At 63.5% G+C, this 26657-nt stretch carries 24 protein-coding genes; 6 read left to right on the top strand and 18 right to left on the bottom strand.

The window, feature by feature from the left end:
• Positions 1-137 precede the first annotated feature (137 nt).
• From nosR to HU752_RS27055, 3 genes are all read left to right on the top strand, one after another.
• The gene (gene nosR / locus HU752_RS27065) at positions 138-1490 is read left to right on the top strand and encodes a response regulator c-di-GMP phosphodiesterase, NosR family (RefSeq protein WP_186678129.1); all 1353 of its coding nucleotides are present in this window, start codon (positions 138-140) and stop codon (positions 1488-1490) included.
• A 90-nt stretch (positions 1491-1580) separates the two neighbouring features.
• A complete protein-coding gene (locus HU752_RS27060) occupies positions 1581-2009 on the top strand; it encodes an NUDIX hydrolase (protein ID WP_186678127.1) in 429 nt (142 codons plus the stop codon).
• 23 nt (positions 2010-2032) lie between these two features.
• Positions 2033-2671, top strand: coding sequence for a LysE family translocator (locus HU752_RS27055; protein WP_186678126.1), 639 nt, complete (start codon positions 2033-2035; stop codon positions 2669-2671).
• Between the two features lie 59 nt (positions 2672-2730).
• On the opposite strand, the gene metR is transcribed toward HU752_RS27055, so the two are convergent.
• Positions 2731-3648, bottom strand: coding sequence for a transcriptional regulator MetR (gene metR / locus HU752_RS27050; RefSeq protein WP_186678125.1), 918 nt, complete (start codon positions 3646-3648; stop codon positions 2731-2733).
• A 238-nt stretch (positions 3649-3886) separates the two neighbouring features.
• Between metR and HU752_RS27045 the strand changes: the two genes are divergently transcribed.
• Positions 3887-4894 carry an alpha/beta fold hydrolase gene (locus tag HU752_RS27045; protein ID WP_186678124.1) on the top strand — a complete coding sequence of 336 codons (1008 nt, stop codon included), beginning with the start codon at positions 3887-3889 and terminating at the stop codon, positions 4892-4894.
• Positions 4895-5136: 242 nt separating this feature from the next.
• Here HU752_RS27045 and HU752_RS27040 read toward each other — a convergent pair whose 3' ends face one another.
• Genes HU752_RS27040 through HU752_RS27015 form a run of 6 tightly spaced genes read right to left on the bottom strand, consistent with a single transcriptional unit; the run spans position 5137 to position 12425 of the window.
• Entirely contained in the window at positions 5137-6537 is a 1401-nt protein-coding gene (locus HU752_RS27040; protein ID WP_186678123.1) for a sigma-54-dependent transcriptional regulator, read from the bottom strand.
• Positions 6527-8320, bottom strand: a complete 1794-nt coding sequence (locus HU752_RS27035) for a sensor histidine kinase (protein WP_186678121.1) — start codon at positions 8318-8320, stop codon at positions 6527-6529. Before HU752_RS27035 ends, HU752_RS27040 begins: the two co-directional genes overlap by 11 nt.
• Positions 8320-9444, bottom strand: a complete 1125-nt coding sequence (locus HU752_RS27030; protein WP_186678119.1) for a GNAT family N-acetyltransferase — start codon at positions 9442-9444, stop codon at positions 8320-8322. Before HU752_RS27030 ends, HU752_RS27035 begins: the two co-directional genes overlap by 1 nt.
• A gap of 11 nt (positions 9445-9455) precedes the next feature.
• Entirely contained in the window at positions 9456-10322 is an 867-nt protein-coding gene (locus HU752_RS27025) for an alpha/beta hydrolase (RefSeq protein WP_186678117.1), read from the bottom strand.
• A complete protein-coding gene (locus tag HU752_RS27020) occupies positions 10319-11713 on the bottom strand; it encodes an aspartate aminotransferase family protein (protein ID WP_186678115.1) in 1395 nt (464 codons plus the stop codon). The genes HU752_RS27025 and HU752_RS27020 overlap by 4 nt, the downstream gene beginning before the upstream one ends.
• Positions 11706-12425 carry an MtnX-like HAD-IB family phosphatase gene (locus HU752_RS27015; protein ID WP_186678113.1) on the bottom strand — a complete coding sequence of 240 codons (720 nt, stop codon included), beginning with the start codon at positions 12423-12425 and terminating at the stop codon, positions 11706-11708. The genes HU752_RS27020 and HU752_RS27015 overlap by 8 nt, the downstream gene beginning before the upstream one ends.
• Positions 12426-12653: 228 nt before the next feature.
• Between HU752_RS27015 and HU752_RS27010 the strand changes: the two genes are divergently transcribed.
• Together HU752_RS27010 and HU752_RS27005 are read left to right on the top strand one after the other, a co-directional pair.
• The gene (locus HU752_RS27010) at positions 12654-13427 is read left to right on the top strand and encodes a MipA/OmpV family protein (RefSeq protein WP_186678103.1); all 774 of its coding nucleotides are present in this window, start codon (positions 12654-12656) and stop codon (positions 13425-13427) included.
• Between the two features lie 125 nt (positions 13428-13552).
• Positions 13553-14416: a fatty acid desaturase family protein gene (locus HU752_RS27005; RefSeq protein WP_186678100.1), complete on the top strand. Its 864-nt coding sequence runs from the start codon at positions 13553-13555 to the stop codon at positions 14414-14416.
• 998 nt (positions 14417-15414) lie between these two features.
• On the opposite strand, the gene HU752_RS27000 is transcribed toward HU752_RS27005, so the two are convergent.
• The 11 genes from HU752_RS27000 to glpD form a co-directional block, all read right to left on the bottom strand.
• Positions 15415-15816: a DMT family transporter gene (locus tag HU752_RS27000; protein ID WP_017902737.1), complete on the bottom strand. Its 402-nt coding sequence runs from the start codon at positions 15814-15816 to the stop codon at positions 15415-15417.
• Between the two features lie 19 nt (positions 15817-15835).
• Positions 15836-16210, bottom strand: coding sequence for a DMT family transporter (locus tag HU752_RS26995; RefSeq protein ID WP_054061669.1), 375 nt, complete (start codon positions 16208-16210; stop codon positions 15836-15838).
• On the bottom strand, positions 16207-17127 hold the full coding sequence (locus HU752_RS26990; RefSeq protein ID WP_186688152.1) for an arginase family protein: 921 nt from the start codon (positions 17125-17127) through the stop codon (positions 16207-16209). Before HU752_RS26990 ends, HU752_RS26995 begins: the two co-directional genes overlap by 4 nt.
• A 303-nt stretch (positions 17128-17430) precedes the next feature.
• Positions 17431-17760 carry a GlpM family protein gene (locus HU752_RS26985; RefSeq protein WP_186688157.1) on the bottom strand — a complete coding sequence of 110 codons (330 nt, stop codon included), beginning with the start codon at positions 17758-17760 and terminating at the stop codon, positions 17431-17433.
• A 10-nt stretch (positions 17761-17770) separates the two neighbouring features.
• Complete coding sequence (gene aauR / locus HU752_RS26980) at positions 17771-19048, bottom strand: two-component response regulator AauR (RefSeq protein WP_264084009.1); 1278 nt, start codon at positions 19046-19048, stop codon at positions 17771-17773.
• Positions 19049-19092: 44 nt separating this feature from the next.
• Positions 19093-20994, bottom strand: coding sequence for a two-component sensor histidine kinase AauS (aauS, locus tag HU752_RS26975; RefSeq protein ID WP_186688147.1), 1902 nt, complete (start codon positions 20992-20994; stop codon positions 19093-19095).
• Between the two features lie 255 nt (positions 20995-21249).
• Positions 21250-21984: an amino acid ABC transporter ATP-binding protein gene (locus tag HU752_RS26970; RefSeq protein WP_090205434.1), complete on the bottom strand. Its 735-nt coding sequence runs from the start codon at positions 21982-21984 to the stop codon at positions 21250-21252.
• Positions 21981-22652 (bottom strand): amino acid ABC transporter permease, encoded by a 672-nt coding sequence (locus HU752_RS26965; RefSeq protein WP_186688155.1) that lies wholly within the window; start codon positions 22650-22652, stop codon positions 21981-21983. The genes HU752_RS26970 and HU752_RS26965 overlap by 4 nt, the downstream gene beginning before the upstream one ends.
• Entirely contained in the window at positions 22652-23398 is a 747-nt protein-coding gene (locus tag HU752_RS26960; RefSeq protein ID WP_186688145.1) for an amino acid ABC transporter permease, read from the bottom strand. Before HU752_RS26960 ends, HU752_RS26965 begins: the two co-directional genes overlap by 1 nt.
• 202 nt (positions 23399-23600) lie before the next feature.
• Positions 23601-24515, bottom strand: a complete 915-nt coding sequence (locus HU752_RS26955; protein WP_186688144.1) for a glutamate/aspartate ABC transporter substrate-binding protein — start codon at positions 24513-24515, stop codon at positions 23601-23603.
• A gap of 366 nt (positions 24516-24881) precedes the next feature.
• A complete protein-coding gene (gene glpD / locus HU752_RS26950) occupies positions 24882-26420 on the bottom strand; it encodes a glycerol-3-phosphate dehydrogenase (protein WP_186688142.1) in 1539 nt (512 codons plus the stop codon).
• Between the last annotated feature and the right edge of the window lie 237 nt (positions 26421-26657).

The following is a 26657-nucleotide window of genomic DNA, read 5'->3' as shown; positions in this document are numbered from 1 at the left end:
TGAAGCATAGATGCACTTTGGCCTCTGTGCCGGTGAAGCTGCACGGTTCGAGTCCTGGGCTGGCGAAAAGCATCTACCCTTAGAGGCAGGCAGGAATCTCCCGCAATCGATAGCCCTACGACGACATGAGGTGTTCCATGGATGAATCCGTCGCCGGTTCCGCGACCAGGCCCCGTATCCTGCTGGTCGACGACGAAGAGTCGATTCTCAACAGTCTGCGGCGCCTGCTGCGTAGCCAGCCCTATGAGCTGGTGCTGGCCGACAGCGGGGCGCGGGCGCTGGAAATCATGGCCGCCCAGCCCGTCGACCTGGTCATCAGCGATGCGCGCATGCCGAACATGGATGGTGCGACCCTGCTGGCGCGCATCCATGACCTGTATCCCTCGACCCTGCGGATTCTGCTGACCGGTTATGCCGATCTCGACATGATCACCAAGGCCATCAACGAAGGGCGGATCTATCGCTATCTCAGCAAGCCCTGGAACGACGAGGAACTGACGCTGACGGTGCGCCAGGCGCTGGCCTTCCAGCATTCCGAGCGCGAACGCCAGCGCCTGCAGGTGCTGGCCCGGGAGCAGAACCAGCAATTGCAGCAGCTCAATGCGACCCTGGAAAAACGCGTGCTGGCGCGTACCAGCGAGGTCCAGCAGACCGCCGACATGCTCGATCTGGCCTATGAGGAACTCAAGCGCAGCTACGCGGTGACCGCCGAAGTGTTTTCGCGGATGGTCGAGTGGCGCCTGCCCAAGGACAAGCAGACCAACCGGGCGGTCATCGACCTGGTGCGAGCGTGGTGCAAGGCCACGCAGTCGGACGAGACCGATAGCCGCAACCTGGCCATGGCCGCGGCCTTGCACAATATCGGCAAGATGGGCTGGACCGACGGCATGATGGGCGCACCGGCCGACCAGTTGCACCATACCGAGCGCGAGCGCTATCGCGGTTATCCCAAGCAGAGCGAGTCGTTGCTGATGACGCTGGAGCCGATGCAGGACGCGGCCCGGCTGATCCTGCATCATCAGGAGCGTTGGGACGGCAGCGGTTTTCCCGATCATCTCAAGGGCGAGGCGATTCCTCTGGGTTCGCGGGTTCTGAAACTGGCGGTCGATTTCGTCGAGCTGCAGCATGGGCTGATTCTCGAACGGCGATTGAACAGCGACGAGGCGCTGCTGTTCATTCGCAAGTATGCCGGGCGTCTCTACGATCCCGACCTGGTGGAAGAATTCATCCGGGTCTGCGCCGAGCACCTGAGCGATGTCACCACCGGCGACCCGAGGGTGAAGGCCCTGGGGACTCGCGAACTGGAGGCCGGCATGGTCCTGGCGCGCAACCTCAATGCCGACAACGGCATGCTGCTGCTCAATGCCGGCAAGGTACTGAGTGCCGCCCTGGTGGAGAAACTGATCGGTTTCGAAGCCATGGAAGGCGCAAAGTACAGCGTGTTCGTCAAGGTGCCCGAGGAAGTCTCGCCGCTGGAGCAGGCCACTTGAGTCCAGCTTGGCAAGCCTGCCTTCGGTGGGCTTGCCAGTCACCTCGACTGGTGTGATCCTGCCGCCTTTTGCCGGGATCGCGTCGACGCCATGAGTGTTTCTGTTGCCACCAAGATAATTCGTATTGCCGCAGCCCTGCTGATCGGCCCCGATGGCCGTACCCTGCTGGTACGCAAGCGCGGTACCCAGGCGTTCATGCAGCCGGGCGGCAAGATCGAGCCGCATGAGCAGCCAGCCCAGGCCCTGGTTCGCGAGCTTGAGGAAGAGTTGGGGGTGCGGGTCGATCCCGGTGCCGCCCGCTATCTCGGCCAGTTTTCCGCTCCTGCGGCCAACGAGCCGGGATTCGAGGTGCAGGCCGAGCTGTTCCAGTTGCAGATCGCCGAGACGGTCGAGCCCGCCGCCGAGATCGAGGAGGTGGTGTGGATTGATCCGGCCAGCACCGCAGGCTTGTGCCTGGCGCCATTGACACGTGACCTGATCCTGCCGTTCTATCGTGCTTCGCTTGAGCCTACCGCCTGATCGAAACCGTACAAGGACTGTCCATGATTCCCTTGCAAGACTTGCTGATCTTCGCTGCTGCCTCGCTGTTGATGGTCCTGACGCCAGGACCGAACATGATCTACCTGATCTCCCGTTCGATCTGCCAGGGGCCGAAGGCCGGGGTGGTGTCGCTGCTGGGGGTGGTGGGCGGTTTCTTCATCCACCTGTTCGCCGCCGCGCTGGGGCTGACCGCGGTGTTCATGGCCGTGCCGCTGGCCTATGAGGTGCTCAAGTGGGCCGGTGCCCTGTACCTGCTGTGGCTGGCCTGGCAGGCACTCAAGCCGGGCGCCCGCTCGCCGTTCGAACCACGGCAGTTGCCGCCGGATTCGTCCGCGCGGTTGATGACCATGGGGTTTCTCACCAGCGCCCTGAACCCGAAGATCGCGGTGTTCTACCTCTCGGTGTTTCCGCAGTTCATCACCCCGGAGCACGGCTCGGTGTTCGCCCAGAGCCTGATTCTCGGCGTGACCCAGATCAGCGTGAGCTTCACCGTCAACCTGCTGATCGCGCTGTTTGCCGGTGGCCTGGCCAGCTGGTTCATGCACAACCCGCGCTGGCTGGCGGTGCAACGCTATTTCATGGGCTTTGTGCTGGGCGGCCTGGCCGTGCGGCTGATGCTCGAGCAGCGCCGTTCGGCCTGAGCCGCAAAGGCTGGCGCTGGAACACGACGGGGTGAGCGCAGGCTCGCCCCGTTGTCGTTTCAGCGGACCGCGCTGACGCCGTCGAGGGTCGAGAACGAGGTGTCCTTGGCTGTCAGCAGGAAGTCGCGCATGTAGGGCACTTCCAGCATGTCTGTACGAATCGCCGCGTATAGCGTGGCGAACAGGCCTTTTTCACCCAGGCGCTTGGCCCTTACATAACCCCGCGAGCTGTATTCGTGCAGCGCCCAGTGGGGCATGCCGCAGACACCGCGGCCGCTGGCCACCAACTGCATCATCATCACCGACAGTTCCGAGGTGCGCACTTGCGCCGGCTCGACATCGGCCGGCTCCAGGAAACGGGTGAAGATATCCAGCCGATCGCGTTCCACCGGGTAGGTGATCAGGGTTTCCCGGGCCAGGTCTTCGGGGACGATGTAGGGCTTGCTCGCCAGGGGGTGCTGGTTGGCAACCGCGAGCATGGCCTCGTAGGTGAACAGTGGCACGTAGGTGAGGCCTGGCAGGTCCAGCGGATCGGAGGTCACCACCAGGTCCAGGTCGCCACGGGCCAGCGCCGGCAGCGGGGCGAAGGCGAAGCCGGAGGCCAGGTCCAGTTCGACTTCCGGCCAGGCATCGCGGAACTGGTCGATGGTCGGCATCAGCCACTGGAAGCAACTGTGGCACTCGATCGCCATGTGCAGGCGGCCGGCGGTGCCGCCGGCCAGCCGGGAAATGTCCCGTTCCGCCGCGCGCAGCAGCGGCAGGGTGGCATCCGCCAGTTGCAGCAGGCGCAGGCCGGCACTGGTGAACCGCACCGGCTTGGTCTTGCGCACGAACAATGCCATGCCCAGGCGCTCCTCCAGTTCCTTGAACTGGTGAGAGAGGGCCGACTGGGTCAGGTGCAGGCGCTCGGCGGCCTCCACCAGGCTGTCGGCCTCACGCAGGGCATGCAGGGTTTTCAAGTGACGGATTTCCAGCACCAGGGGCTCCATGAGGAAATAGGGGTAAAAGCAGCGAGTTGAGTGAGTTTGTCTCATGATGGGGCAACTGTCGACCTTCAGGCCCGGATGGGCGGCGGGCGGTCGGGGCGTTTCCTCGTCACTGGAACGAAGCCGCTGGAGCAATCTTCATCAAACTGTCACTGAACTGTGGCAGCGCGCTTGAACAAATATCATCAGACTCGCGCTCCACTGGGGTTCTGCGTTTCGGTATTTTTTCATGCATGTACGTTTCTTTTCAGCGGCCGTCCTGCTGGCCGCCCTGCTGGTCGGCTTTCCGGCGTTTGCGGCCGGCCGTTGCGATGTCAATGTTCCCACCGAGCATGTCGATCTGGACCAGGTCAGCCTGGCCTACCAGAGTATTGGCCGTTCCTCGGATCCGGCGCTGCTGCTGATCATGGGCTTGGGAGGGCAGTTGATCCACTGGCCGGACGAAGTGGTGGTCGCCTTGTGCCAACAGGGTTTCCGGGTGATCCGTTATGACAACCGCGATGTGGGCCTGTCGACCTGGCGCCAGGCGCCGGCCAGCGCCAACCTGACGTTCGAGGTGCTGCGCTACAAGCTCGGCCTGCCGGTAGCCGCGCCCTACAGCCTGACCGACATGGCCGGCGATGCGCTGGGGTTGATGGATGCGCTGCAGGTCGAGCAGTTTCATGTGCTGGGGGCCAGCATGGGCGGGATGATCGCCCAGCGCGTGGCCGCCATGGCGCCGCAGCGGGTCGAGAGCCTGACGCTGGTGATGACCAGCTCCGGTGCCGAGGGCTTGCCGGCGCCGAATGCGGCGCTGGTGCAACTGCTGTCGCGGCGCAGTGCGCCGAATCGCCAGGTCGCCATCGAGCAGCAGGCCGACCTGCTGGCGGCGCTGGGCAGCCCCGAGGTGAAGGATGATCGGCACAAGCTGCTGCAACAGGCGGCGACGGCCTATGACCGGGCGTTCAATCCGGAAGGGGTGAAGCGCCAGATCATGGCGATCCTGGCCGAGCCGAGTCGGGTACCGTTGCTCAACCAGTTGCGGGTCCCGACCCTGGTGGTGCATGGCACCGCCGATCCGCTGTTGCCGGTGATGCACGGTGTGCACCTGGCCGCGCATATCCAGGGCAGCCAGCTGGTGTTGATCCCGGGGCTGGCCCACCGCTTCCAGGAAGCGTTCAAGGCGCCGCTGCTGGCCGCGGTGCTGCCGTACCTGCGGGCGCACCAGCAGGATGTCAGCCACGTGGCGCAGCTCTGACGCGCCTGTGCTGGCTGGTGCTATCTCTGTGGGAGCCAATTCCAGTGGGAGCCGGATTTATCCGCGAACCAGGCAGCGCGGTGATCCAGGATTACAGCGTTATCGTTCTTCGCGGATAAATCCGGCTCCCACAATATGGATTGCCCACAAGAAGTTGGACACCCATCCATGGACTGCGCCTCAGAAAGGCCCCCATGGAGCCGGCTCCTACAAGATCAGTGTGCATAAGATGCCAGAGGCTCTCAGCGGATGATTTTTTCCACCTGGATCGCCAGTTTCTTCAGGCGATACCAGAAGCTGCGCTCGGAAATGCCGATCATCTGCGCCGCGGCGGCCTGGACCCCGTTGGCCTCGTGCAAGGCCGCCAGGATGTAGCCCTTTTCCACTTCCGCCAGTGCCGCGTCGAGGTCCTTGGGAATCGCCGGGCCGGCGTTCAGCGCCACGGCCGGATCGCCCGGCTCCGCCGACGGCGGGGTGAACAGGTAGGCCGGCAGGTCGCTTTCCTCGATCTCCGGGTTCGCGGCGACGATGGTCGCCCGTTCGACGCAGTTCTGCAGTTCACGGATGTTGCCCGGCCAGCTGTAGTTGGCCATCGCCTGCAGCGCCTGCGGGCTGAAACCGGTGATGCGCTTGCCGGCGCTGGCGCCCAGGGCGTGGGCGAAATGCCGGGCCAGCGGGGCGATGTCCTCGACCCGCTCGCGCAGGGCGGGCAGGGGGATCGGGAAGACGTTCAGGCGGTAGTACAAGTCTTCGCGAAACTCCTTGTTCGCCACCGCTTCGAGCAGATTCTTGTTGGTCGCGGCAATCACCCGCACGTCGACCTTGCGTTCGCGCGGGTCGCCCACCGGCTCGATCACGCGTTCCTGCAAGGCGCGCAGGATCTTCGCCTGCAGGGCCAGCGGCATGTCGCCCACTTCATCGAGGAACAAGGTGCCCTTGTCCGCCTGCATGAAGCGCCCGACCCGATCCGACACGGCGCCGGTGAAGGCGCCCTTGCGGTGGCCAAACATCTCGCTTTCCAGCAGGCCCTCGGGGATCGCTGCGCAGTTGACCGCGACGAAGGGCTTGTCGGCGCGGTTGCCGTGCTTGTGGATCGCCCGCGCGACCATTTCCTTGCCGGTGCCGCTCTCGCCGGTCAGCAGGATGGTGGCATTGCTGTCACGCACCGAGTCGACGGCCTGCAGCACCCGGCGAAAGGTCGGGCTGTCGCCGACCAGGCTGTCGATCTGCTGGTGCTCGTCGAGCTCGGCGCGCATGCGCGCGTTGTCGCGCAGGATGTCGCGAAATTGCAGGGCCTTGCTGACGGTGATGTCCAGCTCGTCGATGTCGAAAGGTTTGGCGATGTAGTCGAAGGCGCCATTGCGCATCGACTGCACGGCGTTTTTCACCGTGCTGTACGCAGTCATCACGATCACCGGCAACTGCGGGAAACGCGACTTGATCTCGGCCAGCAGTTGCGGGCCGTCCATGCCGGGCATGCGCCAGTCGCTGATGACCAGGTCGATTTCCTCCTGGTCCAGCACCACCAGGGCCTGCAGGCCGTTGCCGGCGGTGAACACCTGGATATCGTTCTGGCTCAGGGCCGAACTGAGCAGGTCGCACAGCTTGGGTTCGTCATCGACCACCAGGACCTTATGCGTCATCGTCTTCTTCCTCGTCATCCCCGGCGTCCAGGTTTTCGCCATGGGCCGGAATGTACAACTTGAAGCTCGCGCCTGCATCTTTCTCGCTGCTGCACTCGATCCGCCCGTCATGGTTTTCCATGATCGAGAAAACCTTGGCCAGGCCCAGGCCGGTGCCCGAGGCCTTGGTGGTGACGAATGGCGTGAAGATCCGTTCGATCATGTCCGGCTCGATTCCCTGGCCGGTGTCGGTGACGCTGATGACGGTGTCCTCGTGGTCCTTGGCGATGCCCAGGGTCAGCCGGCCGCCATTGGGCATGGCGTCGATGGCGTTGAGGATCAGGTTCAGGCAGGCCTGTTTCAGCTGGCCGGCATCGGCGTACAGGGTGGCCCCGGGCGCCTGGTCGTCGATTCGCGCGTCGATGTTGTGGGTGGCCAGCTCCGGTGCGCAGAAGCCGAGAATCTCCTCGGCCAGTGCACGGGCTGGCTGGATCGCCCGAATGGGTGCGCTGGGCTTGGCGAAGTCGAGGAACTCGGTGATCAGGTCGTTGATCCGCGACACTTCGCTGATCACGTATTCCAGATGGCGCTTGTCGTTGTCCGGCAGGTTGGCCCGGCGGTGCAGCAACTGGGTTGCGGTCTTGATGATGCCCAGCGGGTTGCGGATTTCGTGGGCCAGGCCCATGGCGACTTCACCCAGTGCGTGCAGGCGGTCGCGCCGACGCAACTGGGCCTCCAGGTGATGCAACTCGCCCAGGCGTTCGGTCATGTGGTTGAAGGTGTGGCTGAGCTCGGCCAGTTCGTCGCTGCCGATCACCGGAATGCGTTTGTTGTAGTGGCCCGAGATGACCGCCCCGACGCCCTCGGCCAATCCGCGCAGCGGCAGGGTCAGGCGTTGCGAGACCAGCCAGCCGACGCTGAGCGAAAGGGCCGAGCCAACCAGGAAGATCAGGATGAACAGGTTGCTCTGGTTGACCAGCCCGACCAGGCTGCTGTGGCGCAGCAGGCCGCTGAAAATCACGCCCTGCAGTTCGCCGGTGTCGTTGAAGATCGGCCAGTACAGCCCACTGTAGCGGCTGGTGAACAACTCGCTGGGCAGGCGGGTGTCACGCAGGGTCTTCTCGATTTTCGTCGGGATCTGCAGCGGGTGATCCTCGAAGCGCTGGGTCGAGAAGATTTCGGCAAAACCCTTGGAGTTCGCCAGGTACAGGCGCAGGTCGAGGGAGTGCACGTCGGCCACGCTGTTGAGGAAGCTGCTGTCCAGGTAGGTCCCGATCAGCAGTTGGTAGTCGACACCCTCCTGGGTGGTCTGGAACGTCGAGACCACCACGCCGGTCGGTACGCCCGCGACCTTGATGGTCTGCAGGACGGCATTGGGCGCGGTGTTGATCTGCTCGACGATGTCTTCGGAGGCGGTGCTGAACACCACCTTGTGGTCCTGGGTGCGGACCAGTGCGACCACGTCGATGCCCATGGCGTCGGCGATGTCGGCGGTGAGCTTGTCGTGCTTGGCCGCCTGGCGCGAGGTCGGCGGACGGGTGTAGAGCAGGAACAGCTGCGCGACCCGCGCGTTGTCGCGCTGGATTTCGCTGATTTCGTCCTTGACGATCTTGGTCGATTCCTGAAGCCAGATGCGCACGTTGCTGTCGAAGATCTGCGACAGGGTGGTCGCCGCCAGCTCGGCGGCGATCATGGTCGGCACGACGCTGACCAGCCAGAACGCCAGCAAGAGTTTACGCTGCACGCTCCAGCGCGAGATCGAGAAGGGGCGGCGTTTTCGGCGGCGTTCTGGAATGGAGTTCATCAGGTTTCGTTTATCGCAGCAGCCATGGCGGGGTCGAATCGATCCGGGCGGACAACCAACTTGACCAGTTTCAGGACGTTGTTGACCAGCCAGTTTCGATGGTGAAAGAACAGGTTGTTGCCCTGGAAGGTGCAGCCCAGGCGGATCTTGCTCGCATAGCCGGCCTGCCCGCACTCGTACAGGGCGATCCCCTGCTCGATACAGTACTCGACATTGGCCAGCCAGCTGCGGAAATAGAGGTTGTGTTGACGGGTTTCGTTCAGGTCGTGACCGAAAAATTTATCGATCAGCCGTTCCTTGTCCAGCAGAATCAGGTTGAACGCGACCAGCCGCTCGTCGATCCAGTAGAGGACGCAGGCGGCGCGTTCCTCCAGGTGCTGCAGCACGCCGGTGAAATAATCGGCCGGCAGGCGTTCGAACTGGGTTTCGCTGCGAGCCAGGGTCGACTCGTACAGGCGCATGACCTGTGGCAGTACATCGTCGATGTTGCGTCGCCACTCGATCCGCGGGCCGGGCGCGCGCAGCTTGCGCCGCAGGTCCTTGCGGGTGGATTTGCCCAGGGAGCCGAGGTAGGCGTCGATCGAGCCGAATGGAACCGGCAGCGTCGAGCCCGGCAGGCTCGGCAACTGCTGGAAGCCGGCCGCCTTGCAGCCGGTGTTCCAGTCGTTGTCGGCACTGGGGGCGTCCTTGACCGCCGTGAGGCTGATTTTCAGGCTGGCAGCGTCTTCCCGGGCCAGCAGCAGCAGGCGCTCGAGCAGGGCCTGGCGGCGCTGCGCGGGCACATGGCTGGCGATCCCGGCATGGCACTGCTCCGCTACCGGCGAGCCGATGGCGTAGAGGCCCAGTTCCAGCAGGCCCGGAATCACCCGGTTGACCCAGCCGGTCACGCGCTTGGCCACGCCCTGCACCGTGGTGTCGAGCTTGTAGCGGGTGATGAAGGCAGGCGCAACGGCCAGCAGGCGGTCGTCTTCGAACAGCGCCAGGTAGCGCCATTCGAAGTCGTCGATGCCGGCCTTTTCCACGGCCAGGTAATACTCCCAATTTTCCAGCGCACCCGGGAAACAGTCGTTCCAGGCTGCGCTGTCAATCGCCTCGATGCTGGAGAAGGCTTGGGCGGTAATCACGTGGTCTGTCCTTAGGCCAGTTGCCGGTAGTCTTCGCGTACGCTCGCGACGCCACTCAGGCGCTCGATGAAATCGGCACTCAACTCGATCACTTCGCGGTACTGCAGGTCGACGGTGATCATGTGGTAGCAGTTGTCGAGCATCACCTTGGTGACCGGGCCACCCAGGTGCTTCTCGACATAGTTGGCGTTCCACGGGCTGGTGATGTCGTCCTCGACGGAGTGGATCACCAGCGCCGGGGTCTTGATCGACGGCATGCGGCGCATGACCACGGCATTCATCCGGTGCAGCTCGCGCACCGTGATGCCTTCCATGGTCAGAAGCCCGGCATCGCTGCTCTGGCCGGCCTTCATCTGGCGCTCGACGATCGCTCGCAGGCGCTCGTTCTTGATGCCGTACGGCGGCTTCTCTTCGAACCGACAGATATGCACGCCGAACGGAATCTTCATCAGCAGCGGCGTCAGGAACGCCAGCTTGTTGATGCTCCAGCCGTCATAGCGCAGGGTCGTCGAGTACATCAACAACCCGGCGACCTGGCCGGGGAACTCGGAGGCCACGTACATGGACATGACCGCGCCCATGGACAGGCCGCCGACGAACACCTGCTCGTGATGCTGCTTCACGCCGACGAAGGTCTTGCGTACGCCTTCGTACCAGTCCTGCCAGCCGGTCGCCTGCAGGTCGGCATTGCCACCGCAATGACCGGGCAAGGTCGGTACGTACACGGTGCACGTACCGTCCTTGGCCAGACCCTGGGCAACCTTGCGCAGCTCCGTCGGCGTGCCGGTCAGGCCGTGGATCAGCAAGACCCCGACCGGACCGTCGCCGAGGACGAAGCCGGCATCGCCTTCGCCCAGATCGATCGTTGCCATGTTCACCGCTTCATGGCCCGGTTCAGCAGCTGCTCGAGCAGCTTGAGACCCAGGTCGATTTCTTCGTAGGTGATTTCCAGCGAAGGCGCCAGGGTGATCACGTTCTTGTAGTAACCGCCCACGTCCAGCACCAGGCCCAGCTTGCGGCCGTCGACGATCATGTCGCCCTTCATGCCTTCCTCGACCATGAAGTCCAGGGTGGCCTTGTCCGGGGTGAAACCGTCCGGACCGCAGATTTCGCAGCGCAGGGCCAGGCCCAGGCCGTCGACGTCGCCGATGATCGGGAAGCGCTTCTGCAGGTCCTGCAGGCCTTCGAGGAAGTACTTGCCCTTGGCCATGACCATCGCACCGTAGTCGATTTCGCTGGTCATCTTGAACATTTCCAGGCCTACCGCCGTACCCAGTGGGTTGGAGGCGAAGGTGGAGTGGGTCGATCCTGGCGGGAACACGGTCGGGTTGATCAGCTCTTCACGAGCCCAGATACCGCCCAGTGGGTTCAGGCCGTTGGTCAGCGCCTTGCCGAAGACGATCACGTCCGGCTGCACGTCGAAGTGCTCGATCGACCACAGCTTGCCGGTACGGTAGAAGCCCATCTGGATTTCGTCGACCACCAGCAGGATGCCGTGCTGGTCGAGGACCTGCTTCAGCTCGCGGTAGAAGTTCATCGGCGGGATCACGTAGCCACCGGTGCCCTGGATCGGCTCGGCGTAGAACGCGGCGTATTCGCTGGCGCCGACTTTAGGGTCCCACACACCGTTGTATTCGGTTTCGAACAGGCGGGCGAACTGCTTGACGCACTCGCTGCCGTATTCTTCCTTGGTCATGCCTTTCGGGCCACGGAAGTGGTACGGGAACGGAATGAACTGCGCGCGCTCGCCGAAGTGGCCGTAGCGACGACGGTAGCGGTAGCTCGAGGTGATCGAGGACGCGCCCAGGGTACGGCCGTGGTAGCCGCCTTCGAAGGCGAACATCAGGCTCTTGCCATTGCTGGCGTTACGCACGACTTTCAGGGAGTCTTCGACCGACTGCGAACCGCCGACGTTGAAGTGCACGCGACCGTCGAGGCCGAATTTCTTCTTGGCGTCGACCGCGATCATTTCCGACAGCTCGATCTTGCCCTTGTGCAGGTACTGGCTGGCGATCTGCGGCAGGGTATCGATCTGCTGCTTCAGGGCGTTGTTCAGGCGTGGGTTGGCGTAGCCGAAGTTCACGGCCGAGTACCACATCTGCAGGTCGAGGTAGGCCTGGTCTTCGGTGTCCCAGACGTAGGAGCCTTCGCAGCGGCTGAAAATGCGTGGTGGCTCGATGTAGTGGACGGTATCGCCGTAGGAGCAGTACTTGGCTTCTTTATCCAGAAGCACCTGGTCTTCGGCGGTAGCGATGCGAATCTCAGACATGGTGGAAGAGTTCCTGAGTTTGTGAAGAGTTTTCGGCGCTGTCGAGCGCGAAAGTGGTGGCGTTGGCGGCTTCGCTGCTTGGCAGCAGGGCCAGCAATGCCGGAAGTTCGGAGAACGAGTCGAAACGTGCATACGGGATGCCGTTGCGCTCGCAGTGCTCGGCCAGGCGGCCCTTGGCGAACACGAAGTCGGCGGTGCCGGCCACGCACATGTCCGATTGGCCGTCACCGATCACCAGCACGCGCTTGCCCTTGGGCGTGGACTTGCACTTGCAGTTGCCGGAGGCGGCGCGGCAGGCGTCGCTGGCATACGGGAAGTCGATGCGCCAGCTGTTCTGGTCGACCTGGCGCAGGCGGTTGGCGAGGATCGGTAGCAGGGTCACGTAGTTGCGTGACAGAATCCGTGCGATGCCTTGCTCGATGCCGTCGCTGACCACTTCGATGGTCGCGCCCAGGCTCATCACATGGTCGACGAAGTCGGGGAAGGCCGGGTCGATATCGATGGTGTCGAAGTAGGCCAGCAATTCGGCCGGTGTTGCCTTGACCAGGGCCAGTTGGCGGCTGAGGCATTCACGCGAACCGATGTGACCGTCCAGCCACTCCTGCTCGATCGCTTCCCAGCTCGGGTCGGCGAAGCGTTCCAGGATGTTGTCGATCGCGTCGGTGCGGGAAATGGTCCCGTCGAAGTCACACACGATATGCCAGTGCATCATCTGCAGTTACCTGTTGAATAAGAGCGCACCTTGCGCATGTCGGGCTCTTGAGCATGGAGCGTGCCAACTGGCGCGGCCCCCTGTATCTGCGGGGTTTTGCCGAGGATTGTGTGAAAGGCGATACAATGAGCTACAAAATTTGTAGCTTGCTACAAACAACATCAGTGCTTGCCTACAATCAGTGCTCTGGTGATTGATGCGCGCATGTTCAGAACGAGGAAACGATTCATGGCCAGGTCTACCCCCACATTGCTGCTCGCCGCTCTGCTGGCCCTGGGCGGCTGGAGCAGCGGTGCGCTGGCCGAGGAGGGGCTCACCGGGCAGGTCGGGCTGGGCATCGGCTACCAGCCACACGATCCGTCGGGCAGTCGTTATGACACCGTGCCGGTGCCCTACCTTGACCTGGATTGGGGGGACGTCAGCCTCAGCGGCGACGATGGCCTGACCTGGGATGCCTTCAAGGACAATGGTTTCACTGCCGGCCCGTTCATCAACTACCTGCCGGGGCGCAACTCCGACGGTGACCTGCGTGGCCTGCGCAATGTCCCGGACATGGGCGAGATCGGCGGCTACGTGCAGTACTCGCCGGCCGACTTCTGGCGGGTCTTCGTACAGCTCGGCAGTGCGGTCGGCGGTGGCAACGGCCAGGGCGGCCTGCTCGGCAAGGTCGGTGGCGAGCTGGGCTATCCGCTGGGCATGGGCATCATCGGCAGCAGCAACCTGAGCGCGCATTTCGCCGATGCCCGGCAGACCCGGACCTTCTTCGGCGTCACTGCCGAGGAGGCCCAGGCCTCGGGGATCGGGCAGTACAAGCCGGGCGGGGGCATGCAGAACTTCACCCTGACCCAGAACTTCGCGATCCCGCTGGGCGGCAACTGGTCGCTGATGACCAGCGCCAGCTGGATTCGCCTGGTCGGTAACGCCGCCGACAGCAGCATCGTCAGGGAGCGCGGTGACAAGAGCCAGGGCGAGGTCCAGACCGCGATCAGCTACAAGTTCTGACAAACTGGCCGGACGCGGGCCGGGGCCATGGACCGGTCCGCGTCCGGCCAGTTTTTCCGGCATCGGCAAAACTGGTCTGCCGTTTGCAATAGACGGCCCGGTAATCACTGTCCGGGAATTTTCAGATGGCTCGTCCTGCTTATCGCCTGTTGGCCTATTCGCTCTGGGACCTGGTGCCCATTGCCATGGCGTTGGCGCATTTCTCCTTCGTACTCTGGCTGGTGCTGGGTTTTCACGAGCACTCCTGGTGGCTGATCATCCCGACGGCGCTGCTGTATGCGGTCAGCCTGTCGTGGAGCATCAACAGCATCTCGCACAACCAGATCCACAACCCCTATTTCACCCCGCACTGGATGAACCGCGGCTTCGACCTGCTGCTGTCGCTGACCATCGGCTTCTCCCAGACCCTGTACCGCGATATCCACAACCGCCACCATCGCGGCAACTCCGACCTGCCGCGCGAGGACGGGACCACCATCGATCCGCTGTCGATCTACCTGCATGGCAAGAACGGGCAGCCGGATAACGTCTGGGCCTACACCTTCCTGAGTTTCTTCCGCGACGACCCCAAGGCCTTCTACGAGGAAATGAAGCGCAAGCATCCGGCGGATGCGCGCTGGGTCAAGGTCGAGATCTACCTGACCGTGGCCTTCTACCTGGCGTTGGCAGCCTACGACTGGCACGCCGTGCTGGTGCTGCTGCCGTTCTGGTACCTGGGGCAATCACTGTCTTCGCTCAATGGCTACTACGAGCACCTGGGCGGCAACCCGGACCTGCCGATCGCCTGGGGCGTGAGTTCCTACAGCAAGCTTTATAACGTGATCTGGATGAACAACGGCTACCACGCCGAGCATCACTATCGGCCGAAGATGCACTGGACCAAGGTCAAGGCGTTCCATGCGCAGATCCGGGAACAGCAGCGTGAGGCGGGGGTCAAGGTGATTCCGGTGTCCCATGGCCTGGGCTTTCTGCTGAAGCACGACAGGTAGTCTTTCAGGCCCGACCCTGTGGGACCTGTTCCTGTGGGGCCGACCAGTTCCTGTGGCGAGGGGGCTTGCCCCCGTTGGGCCGCGAAGCGGCCCCAAAACCTGGCAATCCAGTCCGTCAGACAGTGCGCATCAGGCGATCTACGACTGCTTCGCAGCCGAACGGGGGCAAGCCCCCTCGCCACATGTCGGTTCTCTTCGGGGGCAAGCCTTTCACCACATGTCGGTTCTCTTCGTCCGATCCTGTGGGACCTGTTCCTGTGGGGCCGACCAGTTCCTGTGGTGAGGGGGCTTGCCCCCGTTGGGCCGCGAAGCGGCCCCAAAACCTGGCAATCCAGTCCGTCAGACAGCCCGCATCAGGCGATCTACGACTGCTTCGCAGCCGAACGGGGGCAAGCCCCCTCGCCACATCCCGGTTCTCTTCGGGGGCAAGCCCTTCATCACATATCGGTTCTCTTCGGGGACAAGCCTTTCACCACATGTCGGTTCTCTTCGGGGGCAAGCCTTTCACCACATGTCGGTTCTCTTCGTCCGATCTTGTGGGATCTGTTCCTGTGGGGCCGACCAGTTCCTGTGGTGAGGGGGCTTGCCCCCGTTGGGCCGCGAAGCGGCCCCAAAACCTGGCAATCCAGTCCGTCAGACAGTGCGCATCAGGCGATCTACGACTGCTTCGCAGCCGAACGGGGGCAAGCCCCCTCGCCACATGTCGGTTCTCTTCGGGGGCAAGCCTTTCACCACATGTCGGTTCTCTTCGTCCGATCTTGTGGGATCTGTTCCTGTGGGGCCGACCAGTTCCTGTGGTGAGGGGGCTTGCCCCCGTTGGGCCGCGAAGCGGCCCCAAAACCTGGCAATCCAGTCCGTCAGACAGCCCGCGTCATGCGATCTACGACTGCTTCGCAGCCGAACGGGGGCAAGCCCCCTCGCCACATGTCGCTTCTCTTCGGGGGCAAGCCCTTCACCACATGTCGGTTCTCTTCGGGGGCAAGCCCCCTCGCCACACCTCAGTTTTCCTCGCCCTCGGCGAGCAGGGCGATCCCGCCGATGATCACCAGCACGCCAAGCCAGTGCAGCAGGCTGATCTGTTCACCCAGCCCCAGCCATGACCCGAGCAGCACCGCGATGAACACCAGCGAACTCAACGGAAATGCGAGAGACAGGCTGCTACGCCGCAGGATCAGCATCCACACGAAAAATGCGCCGATATAGCAGGCGATCGCCACCCAGACGCCCGGGTTGACCAGCACCGCGGTCAGCCATTGCAGGTTGAAATCCACCTGGCCCAGTTGGTCGCCGCCGACCTTGGTAGCTATCTGTCCGGCGCTTTCGAAGAGGATCAGCAGGGCCCAGAGGACGATGGTGCCGAGGCGGCCGTGAAGCCAGTCGATGTGTTTGGCATTGCTCATGAATAGGTTCCCTCGATTCTCAACTGCCAGCGATGGCGACCAGCATGACGCCCAGGGTGATTACCAGGGTGCCCATCCAGCGGCGACGGCTGACGGTTTCCCCCAGCACCACCTTGCCGGCCAGCACCACCCCGCAGTACCCTAGCGCGGCGGCCGGGAACAGCAGGCTCAAGGGCGCCCGCGACAGGGCTTCGAGCCAGACCAGGAATTCCACGGCATAGGCGCCGATCCCGCACCACAGCAGCGGCGCGTTGAACACCTGGCCCCAGAAGGCGTTCAGGCGAAAGCCGCCTTCGAGTTCCGGCAGGCGGTCCAGGCCGATCTTGAAACAGAGTTGGCCGACCACGTCCAGGACAATGGAGAAGGCCACCAGCAAAACAACGGTCAGGGTCACGGAAACAGCTCCTCGAACAGCGAGATCAACGCCTGGTTGGTGGCCGCGTTGCGTTGCAGGTCGGCAGCGCTCCAGCGTTCGGCCGGCGGTTGATCGGACTTGGCTTCCCAGCGCTTGAAGGCGTTGCTGAAGGCCGGTTTGGCGAATTCGCCGCAGATATCGATGCCCAGCACGCGCTTGCGCGCGGCCAGGGCGCGGAGGGCGTCGAGCAGGTGGGTCAGGCGCATGCCGCCCTGGTCCCAGTTGGTGGCGGCATCCTCGCTGGCCAGAACGTCCTTGTCGATGGTGATCCAGATCGCCTCGGTGGGCAGGCCCTGGATCAGTTGCTCAAGGAAGTCCGGCCAGTGTTCATCGGCCAGGTTGCGCCAGTGCAGGTGGTTTTCCTGCTGCTGGTGGCCGGCGCCATCGCCGATTCGTCCCCAGACCTTGGACGGCGCGTGCTGCCAGGGAAACAGCTGGAGGTCGCCACGGCGCAGGGCGCCGAGGTTGCCACCGCGCAGTTGCGGGGTGTCGAGGTCTTCGCTGCAGGGGCCGAGGGTGATGATTCGCTCGATGTTCGGCAGCTTCAGCGCACGGTTGACCCACGAGCCGCAGTGCCGGCGTGGCGCCAGGTGCACCCAGTCGGGATGGTTGTCGAAGTGGATCAGGCTGACCGGTTCTGGCAGGTTGCCGAGGAACGCTGGGGTCAGGTGATGGTAGTCGCCGGAGCCGACGAAGATGATCTGCGGCTTGCCGGCTGTCGGCGCGACGAGCTGGCGCAGGCGTTCGGTGAAGCGGCGGTACTGGCGTTCGGTGGTCCACAGGCGCAGTTTCGGGCCGAGGTCGAGCAGGTCCAGGCGCTTGGCGCGCCCGCTGTCGAGCAGGTTCTGGATCGGCGCCTGGGCCGTGAGGCTGTGGTCGAGATCTAAAATGTTCAAAACGTCGGGGTTTCCCTGGCAGTGCCCGTGCATCGGATGACCCGCCCTGGCTGGAGGGCAGGCCGTTCGGGCTTTGGCGGGGAAATGCAAAGGACGGGCCAGCTAGCTGGCTGGCCTGGCAGCGCTCTTGTAGGAGCCCGCTTGCTGGCGATCCGCCGAAGACGGCCATCCAGCGAGTTCATTAGCGCCTGGCCGACCGCTATCGCCAGCAAGCGAAGCGCCGCCCGGCCGTCTCCCACGGTTTTGTGGTCATGGCGATAGCTTGTGGGCGACGGATTTCGCGATGTTTCGGGCCTTCGCGAATCAGCCGTGCAGGCGCAGCCACAGGCTGACCAGCACGGTCGCGGCGATCAGCCAGGCCAGGACCGCCACCGCCAGGGACAGCTCCAGGCGCAGCCGGTCGAGCATCACGTAGAGCACGGCCAGGTAGATGAAGTACGGGATGATCGACCACATGCCGAAGACGATGGTGGTCTTGAGGTCTTCCACCGAACGGCCCTTGCCGACGATGTAGTGGGCGATCAGGGCGAAGGTCGGGAACAGCGGGACGAGCCCCGCGATGTAGTAGTTGCGGGTCTTCGACAGGGCGGCGAGCAGCAGTACCACCACCGCGCCGAGGGCTGCCTTGAGGATCAGGTCCATATCAGTGGCTCAAACCGTATTTTTTCACTTTGTCGAACAGGGTGGTCTTGGCCATGCCCAGTTCCTGGCTGGCCTGGGTCAGGTTGCCGCCACTGCGCTGCAGGGCGTCGTTGAGCAGGTTGCGTTCGAAGGCTTCGACCGCTTCGGCGAAGCCCAGGCCACTGGCGCTCTGGTTACCGGTTTTCTTGAAGGCTGGCAGGCCGAGGGCGAAGCGTTCGGCAACGTTGCGCAACTCGCGTACGTTACCCGGCCAGTCGTGACTCATCAGGCTCGACAGGGTCTGGTTGTCGAGTTCCGGCGCGGCGCGATCGAAGCGCAGCGACGATTGCTGCAGGAAGTGTTCGAACAGTTGCAGGATGTCTTCCCGTCGCTCGCGCAGGGGCGGCAGCTCCAATGTCACCACGTTCAGGCGGTAGTAGAGGTCGCTGCGGAACTCGCCGGCCTTGCCCAGCTCGTCAAGGTCGGACTTGGTCGCGGCGATCACCCGGCAGTCCACCGCGACGCTCTGGTTCGAGCCCAGGCGTTCCAGGGTGCGTTCCTGCAGGACCCGTAGCAGCTTGATCTGCAGCGGGATCGGCATGCTTTCCACTTCGTCGAGAAACAGTGTGCCGCCATGGGCGTGCTCGATCTTGCCGATCCGACGCTTGCCGGCCCCGGTGAAGGCATTGGCCTCGTGGCCGAAGATCTCGCTCTCGAAAAGGTTTTCCGGCAGGCCACCGCAGTTCAGGGCGACGAACTGTTGCGACTGGCGCCGGCTGAAGTCATGCAGGCAGCGGGCGACCAGTTCCTTGCCGGTACCGGTCTCGCCCTCGATCAACACGTTGGCCGAGGTGTCGGCGACGTTGGCGATCAGTTCCCGCAGGTTCTGCATGGCTGGCGAGCGACCGATGATCCGCCCCTCCAGGCTGTCGCGCTCGGCCAGTTGCCGGCGCAACGACCAGACTTCCCGCGACAGGCCGCGTTGTTCCAGGGCGCGGCGCGCGACCTCGACCAGGCGTTCGGGGGAGAAGGGTTTTTCCATGAAGTCGTAGGCGCCGTTGCGCATGGCCTCGACGGCCATGGAGATGTCGCCATGGCCGGTGATCAACACCACCGGCAGGCTGCGGTCACGAGCCTTGAGGCGGGTCAGCAGTTCCAGGCCATCGATGCCGGGCAGGCGGATGTCGCTGATGACGATACCGGGGAAGTTGTCGCCGATCCGCTCCAGGGCCGCCTCGGCACTGGAGACGCCTTCACAGGGAATGTCCTCCAGGGACAGCGCCTGCTGGCAGCCGAGCAGCACATGGGGATCGTCCTCGACGATCAGGACGGTCAGGTCGTTGTTCATATCGGTTCGATCTTGGCAGGGTTGACCCGCGGTAAATGGAGGACGAAGGCGGTGCCGCCGCTGCTCGGGTGTTCCACGCCCAGGTTGCCGCCGGCGGCTGCCGCCAGGCTCGCCGAGAGCGTCAGGCCCAGGCCCAGGCCCTGGGCGCCGGGCTTGGTGGTGAAGAAGGGCTCGAACAGGTGCTTGCGTGCTTCCAGCCCGATACCGTGGCCGTTGTCGCGTACCTGCAGGCGATACTTGCCGTCGGCGAAATCGCCTTCCAGCCAGAGCTCCGGCAGCGGCTGGGCCTGCATGGCGTCGAGAGCATTGCCGAACAGGTTGACCAGGATCTGCTCCAGGCGGGTCGGGTCGATCGCCAGCTGGACGTCGTCGTGGTCGCGATGAATTTCCAGGTGCATGGCCTCGATACGGTTGCCCAGCACCTGCAGGGCGGCATCGATCGACTTGCCCAGGTTGGCTTCGCCCTGGTCGTCGCCACGGCGGGCGAAGGCCCGCAGGCTGGCGGTGATGCGGCCCATGCGGTCGATCAGGTCGTTGATGGTCCGCAGATTGGTGCTGGCGACTTCCAGCTCGCCGCGTTCGAGAAACCGAATGGTGTTGCCGGACAGGGTGCGCAGGGCCGCCAGCGGTTGGTTCAGCTCGTGGGCGATGCTGGTGGACATCTGGCCGATGGCGGCCAGCTTGCCAGCCTGGACCAGTTCGTCCTGGGCCCGGCGCAGGGTTTCCTCGGCCTGGCGTCGTTCGCGGATCTGGTCCTTGAGCCGGTCGTTGCTGGCGCGCAGGTCGGTGGTGCGTTCGGTGATGCGCCGCTCCAGCTGGCTGTTGGCTTCCTGCAGGGCCTCGCGTGCCGCCAGGCGGGTGGCGAGCACCTTGCGTCGCTCGTTCCAGGCGATCAGCAGAAACGCCACCAGGGCAAAGGCCACCGCGACCAGGATGCCCTGGTTGGCGGCTTCGCGCCGCAGGTCCTGCAGCGGAGTGAGCAGGGTGAAGTCCCACGGGGTGTCGGCCAGTCGTCGGGTCTGGGCCAGGTAGCTGACGTTGTCGCCGTCCTTGACCAGTTCCGTGTTGGCCGGGAAGGTCAGGGTCTCGACGCCGTCGCCGAGGCGCTCACGGGCCAGCGGCTGCAGTTCGTTGAGCGGCCACCAGTAGTATTGCAGGCTGCGCGCCAGGCGATCCTTGATCTCCGGTGTCAGCGGGCGGACCGACTTGAGGCGCCGGCTCGGGTCACTGGAGAGAATGATGATGCCGTTCTCGTCGCTGACGAAGGCTTCCAGGCGGGCGCGCTGCCAGCGTTCCTCCAGCGCTTCGAGACGGACCTTGATCACTGCCACGCCGATGATCTTGCCTTGCTCTTCCAGGCCGTGGGCCAGGTAGTAGCCGGGCTCGCCGAGGGTGCTGCCGATACCGTAGAAGCGTCCGGGCTGGCCGCGTACGGCATCCTGGAAATAGGCGCGGAACGACAGGTCCTCGCCCAGGTAGCTGTCGCTGTCGCGCCAGTTGCTGGTGGCCAGCACGCGGCCCGTGGTGTCGAGCACGTAGATCGCCCGGCTGCGGCTGCGGCGGTTGAGGCCCTCAAGGTATTCGTTGACGGTCTGGCGGTGGCCGGCGTCGGGCTCGCGCAGCAGATCCGAGACGCTGGATTCAAGCTCCAGCAGGCTGGGCAGGTAGGTGTACTTGCTGAGTTCGCTTTCGACGGTGCGCGCATGCAGCTCCAGCGCCCGCTCGCCGTTTTCGCTGAGGGTGCGGATGCCGTAGTGCTCGCTGATACGGTAGCCGGCATAGCCGAGGCCGATCATCAGCAGGATGATCAGCGGCGGCAGGAAGAGATGACGGATCAGGCGGGGTTTCACGGCGAGTGATGGCGGCGTCGCACGATAGAGATTGGGGTCGCATTTCATCACAGATGCCTTGGGTCAACCAGATCGCATTGGGGCTGATTGGGTTGTGGGAACCAACGGCCTTTGACTCATATCGCAAACCGTGGGAGCCGGATCCTGTGGGCGCGGGACTGTGGGAGCCGGATTTATCCGCGAAGCTTTTGGCGGTTTCAAGGACGCCTTCGCGGCGGTCCGACGCATCGGTGAATCCTGCTCCCACAGCCTTGCTCCCACACATCCTGCTCCCGCGATCCAGCTCCTGCAGGAAGCAGGGCCTCAGTGCTGCAGGATCTTCTCGAGGAAGTGCTGTGCACGGTCGGAGCGGGCGTTGATATCGCCGAAGAACTCTTCCTTGTTGCAGTCCTCGATGATCTTGCCCTGGTCCATGAAGATCACGCGGCTGGCGACCTTGCGGGCGAAGCCCATCTCGTGGGTCACGCACATCATGGTCATGCCTTCCTGGGCCAGCTGGACCATCACGTCGAGCACTTCGTTGACCATTTCCGGGTCGAGGGCCGAGGTCGGTTCGTCGAACAGCATGACGATCGGGTCCATCGCCAGTGCCCGGGCGATCGCCACGCGCTGCTGCTGGCCACCGGAGAGTTGGCCGGGGTGCTTGTGCGCATGGGCCGACAGGCCGACGCGGTCGAGCAGTTGCAGGCCTTTCTTGGTCGCCTCTTCCTTGCTGCGTCCCAGCACCTTGATCTGCGCGATGGTCAGGTTTTCGGTGATGGTCAGGTGCGGGAACAGTTCGAAGTGCTGGAACACCATGCCCACCCGCGAGCGCAGTTTCGGCAGGTCGGTCTTCGGATCGGCGATCGAGGTGCCATCGACGACGATGTCGCCCTTCTGGAACGGTTCCAGGGCGTTGACGCACTTGATCAGGGTCGACTTGCCCGAACCCGAGGGGCCGCAGACCACCACCACTTCACCCTTTTTGACTTCGGTGCTGCAATCGGTCAGCACCTGGAAGTCGCCATACCACTTGTTGACGTTCTTGATAGAGATCATATGGCAAACCTTTTTTGCAGACGCTTGACCAGCTGCGAGGCGGCAAAGCTGATGATGAAGTAGATCAGGCCGGCGAAGATCAGGAACTCGTTGGAGCGCCCGACGATGTCACCGCTCGAGCGCGCGGAGTTGAGGAAATCCACCAGGCCCACGGTATAGACCAGCGAGGTGTCCTGGAACAGGATGATGCTTTGCTGCAGCAGCAGCGGGGTCATCTTGCGGAACGCCTGCGGCAGGATGATCAGACGCATGGTCTGGCCGTAGCCCATGCCCAGCGCCTGGGCGGCACCCATCTGGCCCTTGGGGATCGATTGCACGCCGGCCCGGACGATTTCACAGAAGTACGCTGCCTCGAACATCATGAAGGCGATGATGCAGGAGGTGAACGCGCCGATCGGCGTGTCTTCGCCGGTGATCCAGCGCAGCACGAACGGGACCGCCAGGTAGAACCAGGTGATCACCAGCAGCAGCGGAATCGAGCGGAAATAGTTGACGTAGGCGCCGGCGATGCTCGACAGCAGCTTGTTGTGGGACAGGCGCATCAGGGCCAGGACGGTGCCGATGATGATCCCGCCGACGACGCCAAGGGCCATCAGTTGCAGGGTCATCAGCATGCCGTTCCACAGGCCGGGAATGGCCGGGACGATGTCGCTGAAATCGAATTCCATCATTTACCCCCTACGGAGATCAGGCCGGGCACCGAGACTTTCTTCTCGACCAGGCGCATGAGCAGCATCAGGCTCATGTTCAGGGTGAAATAGATCAGCGTCGCCAGGGTGAAGGCTTCGAACAGGTTGGCGGAGAACTCGGCGGTCTGCTTGGTCTGCGCGAGCAGTTCCATCAGGCCGATCAGCGAGGCGACGGAGGAGTTCTTGAAGATGTTCAGGAATTCCGAGGTCAGCGGCGGAATGATGATCCGGTAGGCCTGGGGCAGCAGCACGTTCCAGTAGATCTGCGGCAGCTTGAAGCCCATGGCGCGGGCGGCCGATTCCTGGCCGCGGGGCAGTGCCTGGATACCGGTGCGTACCTGCTCGCAGACGCGGGCGGCGGTGAACAGGCCGAGGCAGATGACCACGCTGATGTAGGCCGAGGTGGTTGGGTTCAGGTCCTGCTTGAACCAGTCCTGCAGGTTCTGCGGCAGCAGGTCGGGTACCAGGAAGTACCAGATGAACAGTTGCACCAGCAGCGGGACGTTGCGGAACAGTTCCACGTAGCAGGTCGCGATGCCGGCGACCAGGCGGTTGGGCACGGTGCGCATCACGCCGAGTATGGAACCCAGGGTCAATGCAATGATCCAGCCCACGATGGAGATCGCGATGGTCCAGCCCAGCCCGGCGATGAACCAGTCGAGATAGGTCTCGCTGCCAACGCCGGTGGTCTTGAAGAACACGCCCCAATCCCAGTTGTAATTCATTCGGGTCTCCCCTCAGGTCGATCGATGTACGAGCACGTGCTTCCCGGGACTCCGCCCCGCCCGGCAGTGTCTGTCGGGCACACCGGTACCGCTCGCGGTCCGAGTGTTGTTCCAATGCAATTCAGAAGAAGCCAGTACAGCAGGTGTTCAACAGACTTCCCGGACCGCGTTGGCGGCCCTGGGAAGTAAGGTTAGCCGTGACTCAGATCTTTGCGTCAGGCGCTGGCTTGTCGTTCGGATTCTCGATCAGGGCCTTGAGCTCCTTGCTCATCGGGAAGTTCAGGTTCAGGCCTTTTGGCGGGATCGGCTGGGTGAACCACTTGTCGTAGATCTTGTTGATCTCGCCGGACTTGTAGAGGCCGACGATGGCGTCATCCACGGCTTTTTTGAAGGCCGGGTCGTCCTTGCGGACCATGCAGCCATAGATCTCGTAGGACTGTGGCGTACCGGTCACGGCCCAGTCGGTCGGTTTCTTGGCCTTGGCCATTTCGCCGGCCAGCAGTGCGTCGTCCATCATGAACGCGACGGCACGGCCGCCTTCGAGCATCTGGAAGGACTCGCCGTGGTCCTTGGCGGAGATCACGTTCATGCCCATCTGCTTGTCGGCGTTCATCGCCTTGAGGATGCGCTCGGAGGTGGTGCCAGCGGTGGTCACCACGTTCTTGCCCTTGAGGTCGGCGAAGTCCTTGTAGGTCGAATCCTTCTTCGACAGCAGGCGGGTACCGATTTCGAAGATGCCGACCGAGAAGTCGACCTGCTGGGCGCGCTCGGCGTTGTTGGTGGTGGAGCCACACTCGACGTCGACGGTGCCGTTCTGTACCAGCGGGATACGGGTCTGGGAGGTGACCAGGTTGTACTTGACCTTCAGGTCAGGCAGGTTCAGGTCTTTCTTGATGCCTTCGACGATGGCCAGCTGGATGTCGTGGGAGTAGCCCACTGGCTTGCCGGATGCATCAGCGATGTAGGAGAACGGAATGGAACTGTCACGATGCCCGAGGGTGATGGTCCCGGACTCTTTGATCTTCTTCAGGGTGCCGGTCAGTTCGGCAGCGGAAACTGGAGTGCTGATCAGTGCGGCAGCGATTGCTGCGCCCAGGATATGGGGAACGATGCGCATCGGATGATTTCCTCGAGATTGTTTTTCTTATGGAGCCGTTCACTCGGCCCTCGGGTACTGCGAACGGCTCGCGGGGCCCAGGGGGCTGAGTGAGCATTCGGTGGTGGAGTATAGAGCAGGACTCGTGCCATACCTGGCGAGCTGAGTCTTCCCATTGATTTATATGGGATTTTTATTTCATTTTGGCGAATTTGAGCGCGCTGGGCGTCCGGTTCGCCGAATGATGCCGGGGTTGTCGTTCGGAAAACCGAATGGAGGATGCGGGGGCGTCGGGGGAGGGCGCAGTTGCCCAGCGGCGGCGGTGCCTGATGGGCGGGAGCCGGCAAACCGGTCCCCGCCGTTGGAAAAGTGCTCAGCCGCCCCGGGTCAGGCCGCTTCGATCTTGCCGCGAGCCTGCTCGAGCTTGTCGAGGTAGCCTTGCAGGTTCTGTTGTTGCTCAGGGCTGGTGAACAGCCCCAGCTTGCTGCGACGCCAGAGGATGTCCTGGGCGCTGGTCGCCCATTCTTCGCGGCACAGGTAATCGACTTCGTGGCTGTAGAGACCGCCGCCGAGGTGTTCGCCGAGGTCGGCCAGCGTCTGTACGCCTTCCAGCAATCGCCAGGTGCGGCTGCCGTAGGTGCTGGCCCAGCGCCGGGCGATTTCGCTTGGTACCCAGTCCAAGCGCTTGCGGATTGCCTCGGCCAGGGCCTGTGGCGTGGTCATGTCTTCGCCGCCCGGCAGGGTCGAGCTGGCGGTCCAGCTCGGCCGCATCTGGGTGAAGAACGGTGCCAGCTGGCCCATGGCCGATTCGGCCAGCTTGCGGTAGGTGGTCAGCTTGCCGCCGAACACCGACAACAGCGGCGCCTCCCCGGCGGTAGCCGACAGCGCCAGGGTGTAGTCGCGGGTCACCGCCGACGGGTTGTCGGACTCGTCGTTGCACAGCGGGCGCACACCGGAGTAGCTGTGCAGGATATCGCTGCGGGCCAGCTGCTTCTTGAAGTGCGCGTTGACCACCTTGAGCAGGTAATCGGTTTCCGCCTCGGTGATCGCCACCTTGGCCGGGTCGCCCTGGTACTCGCGGTCGGTGGTGCCGATCAGCGTGAAGCGTTCCAGGTACGGAATGGTGAACACGATACGCTGGTCCTCGTTCTGCAGGATGTGCGCGTGTTCACCCTCGTACAGTCGGGGCACGATCAGGTGGCTGCCCTGGATCAGGCGGATGCCGTAGGGCGAATCCAGCTTCAGGTCGTCCTTGATGAACTTGGCGACCCAGGGGCCGGCCGCGTTCACCAGGGCCTTGGCCTGGATCGAGAAACGCACGCCATCGGCGCGCTCCATCTCCAGTTGCCACAAGCCCTTGGTACGACGGGCGCTGGTGCAACGGGTACGGGTGTGGATATGCGCGCCCTTTTCCCGGGCGGCCATGGCATTGAGTACCACCAGGCGGGCGTCGTCGACCCAGCAGTCGGAGTATTCGAAGCCTCGGGAGATTTCTGCCTTGAGTGCGCTATCGGCGCCGAACTTGAGGCTGCGCGAACCGGCGAGTTTCTCGCGTTTGCCCAGGTGGTCATAGAGGAACAGGCCGGCGCGGATCATCCAGGCCGGGCGCAGGTGCGGGCGATGCGGCAGGACGAAACGCATCGGCTTGACGATGTGCGGCGCCTTGGCCAGCAGCACTTCACGCTCGGCCAGGGCTTCACGTACCAGGCGGAACTCATAGTGTTCGAGGTAGCGCAGGCCGCCATGGATCAGCTTGCTACTGGCTGACGACGTGTGGCTGGCCAGATCATCCTTTTCGCAAAGGAACACCGACAGGCCGCGACCGGCTGCGTCCGCGGCAATCCCGACACCATTGATGCCACCGCCAATCACGGCGATGTCATAGATCTCGGCAAGGGGTGGTGCAGGCAAGGTGGTGGAAGTCATCGGCGAGCCTCGCATGGCGGTTGCTATATTTGAATTCGAACATTTATGTTCATTTTCGAAAATATTAGCCGATAAGCGCGCCCGCAGCCACCGGCTCCCGATTGAAAAAATTCATCAGGATGGGCTGAAAGGAAAATTATCGAACATTGCAGGGCGCGAGAGAGCAAGGCCCTGCGGGTGGCGGCGGGCAGTCGCGACACTGCACCGCTGCTCCTGCGGGGCCATGGAGAGGCCCCG

It is taken from the genome of Pseudomonas vanderleydeniana, from assembly GCF_014268755.2.
In the GTDB taxonomy this organism is placed as follows: Bacteria; Pseudomonadota; Gammaproteobacteria; order Pseudomonadales; family Pseudomonadaceae; genus Aquipseudomonas; species Aquipseudomonas vanderleydeniana.
This window is presented reverse-complemented; position numbering and strand designations above follow the sequence as displayed.

What these genes read in the sequence shown, in the direction of transcription:
- HU752_RS26970 (WP_090205434.1), bottom strand. Translation starts at nt 21,984, where the DNA reads ATGATCTCTATCAAGAACGTCAACAAGTGGTATGGCGACTTCCAGGTG.
- HU752_RS27035 (WP_186678121.1), bottom strand. Translation starts at nt 8,320, where the DNA reads ATGAACTCCATTCCAGAACGCCGCCGAAAACGCCGCCCCTTCTCGATC.
- HU752_RS27055 (WP_186678126.1), top strand. Translation starts at nt 2,033, where the DNA reads ATGATTCCCTTGCAAGACTTGCTGATCTTCGCTGCTGCCTCGCTGTTG.
- HU752_RS27045 (WP_186678124.1), top strand. Translation starts at nt 3,887, where the DNA reads ATGCATGTACGTTTCTTTTCAGCGGCCGTCCTGCTGGCCGCCCTGCTG.
- HU752_RS27005 (WP_186678100.1), top strand. Translation starts at nt 13,553, where the DNA reads ATGGCTCGTCCTGCTTATCGCCTGTTGGCCTATTCGCTCTGGGACCTG.
- HU752_RS26965 (WP_186688155.1), bottom strand. Translation starts at nt 22,652, where the DNA reads ATGGAATTCGATTTCAGCGACATCGTCCCGGCCATTCCCGGCCTGTGG.
- HU752_RS27020 (WP_186678115.1), bottom strand. Translation starts at nt 11,713, where the DNA reads ATGTCTGAGATTCGCATCGCTACCGCCGAAGACCAGGTGCTTCTGGAT.
- aauS (WP_186688147.1), bottom strand. Translation starts at nt 20,994, where the DNA reads ATGAAATGCGACCCCAATCTCTATCGTGCGACGCCGCCATCACTCGCC.
- HU752_RS27060 (WP_186678127.1), top strand. Translation starts at nt 1,581, where the DNA reads ATGAGTGTTTCTGTTGCCACCAAGATAATTCGTATTGCCGCAGCCCTG.
- HU752_RS26960 (WP_186688145.1), bottom strand. Translation starts at nt 23,398, where the DNA reads ATGAATTACAACTGGGATTGGGGCGTGTTCTTCAAGACCACCGGCGTT.
- HU752_RS27000 (WP_017902737.1), bottom strand. Translation starts at nt 15,816, where the DNA reads ATGAGCAATGCCAAACACATCGACTGGCTTCACGGCCGCCTCGGCACC.
- HU752_RS27015 (WP_186678113.1), bottom strand. Translation starts at nt 12,425, where the DNA reads ATGATGCACTGGCATATCGTGTGTGACTTCGACGGGACCATTTCCCGC.
- HU752_RS26955 (WP_186688144.1), bottom strand. Translation starts at nt 24,515, where the DNA reads ATGCGCATCGTTCCCCATATCCTGGGCGCAGCAATCGCTGCCGCACTG.
- HU752_RS27010 (WP_186678103.1), top strand. Translation starts at nt 12,654, where the DNA reads ATGGCCAGGTCTACCCCCACATTGCTGCTCGCCGCTCTGCTGGCCCTG.
- HU752_RS27040 (WP_186678123.1), bottom strand. Translation starts at nt 6,537, where the DNA reads ATGACGCATAAGGTCCTGGTGGTCGATGACGAACCCAAGCTGTGCGAC.
- nosR (WP_186678129.1), top strand. Translation starts at nt 138, where the DNA reads ATGGATGAATCCGTCGCCGGTTCCGCGACCAGGCCCCGTATCCTGCTG.
- glpD (WP_186688142.1), bottom strand. Translation starts at nt 26,420, where the DNA reads ATGACTTCCACCACCTTGCCTGCACCACCCCTTGCCGAGATCTATGAC.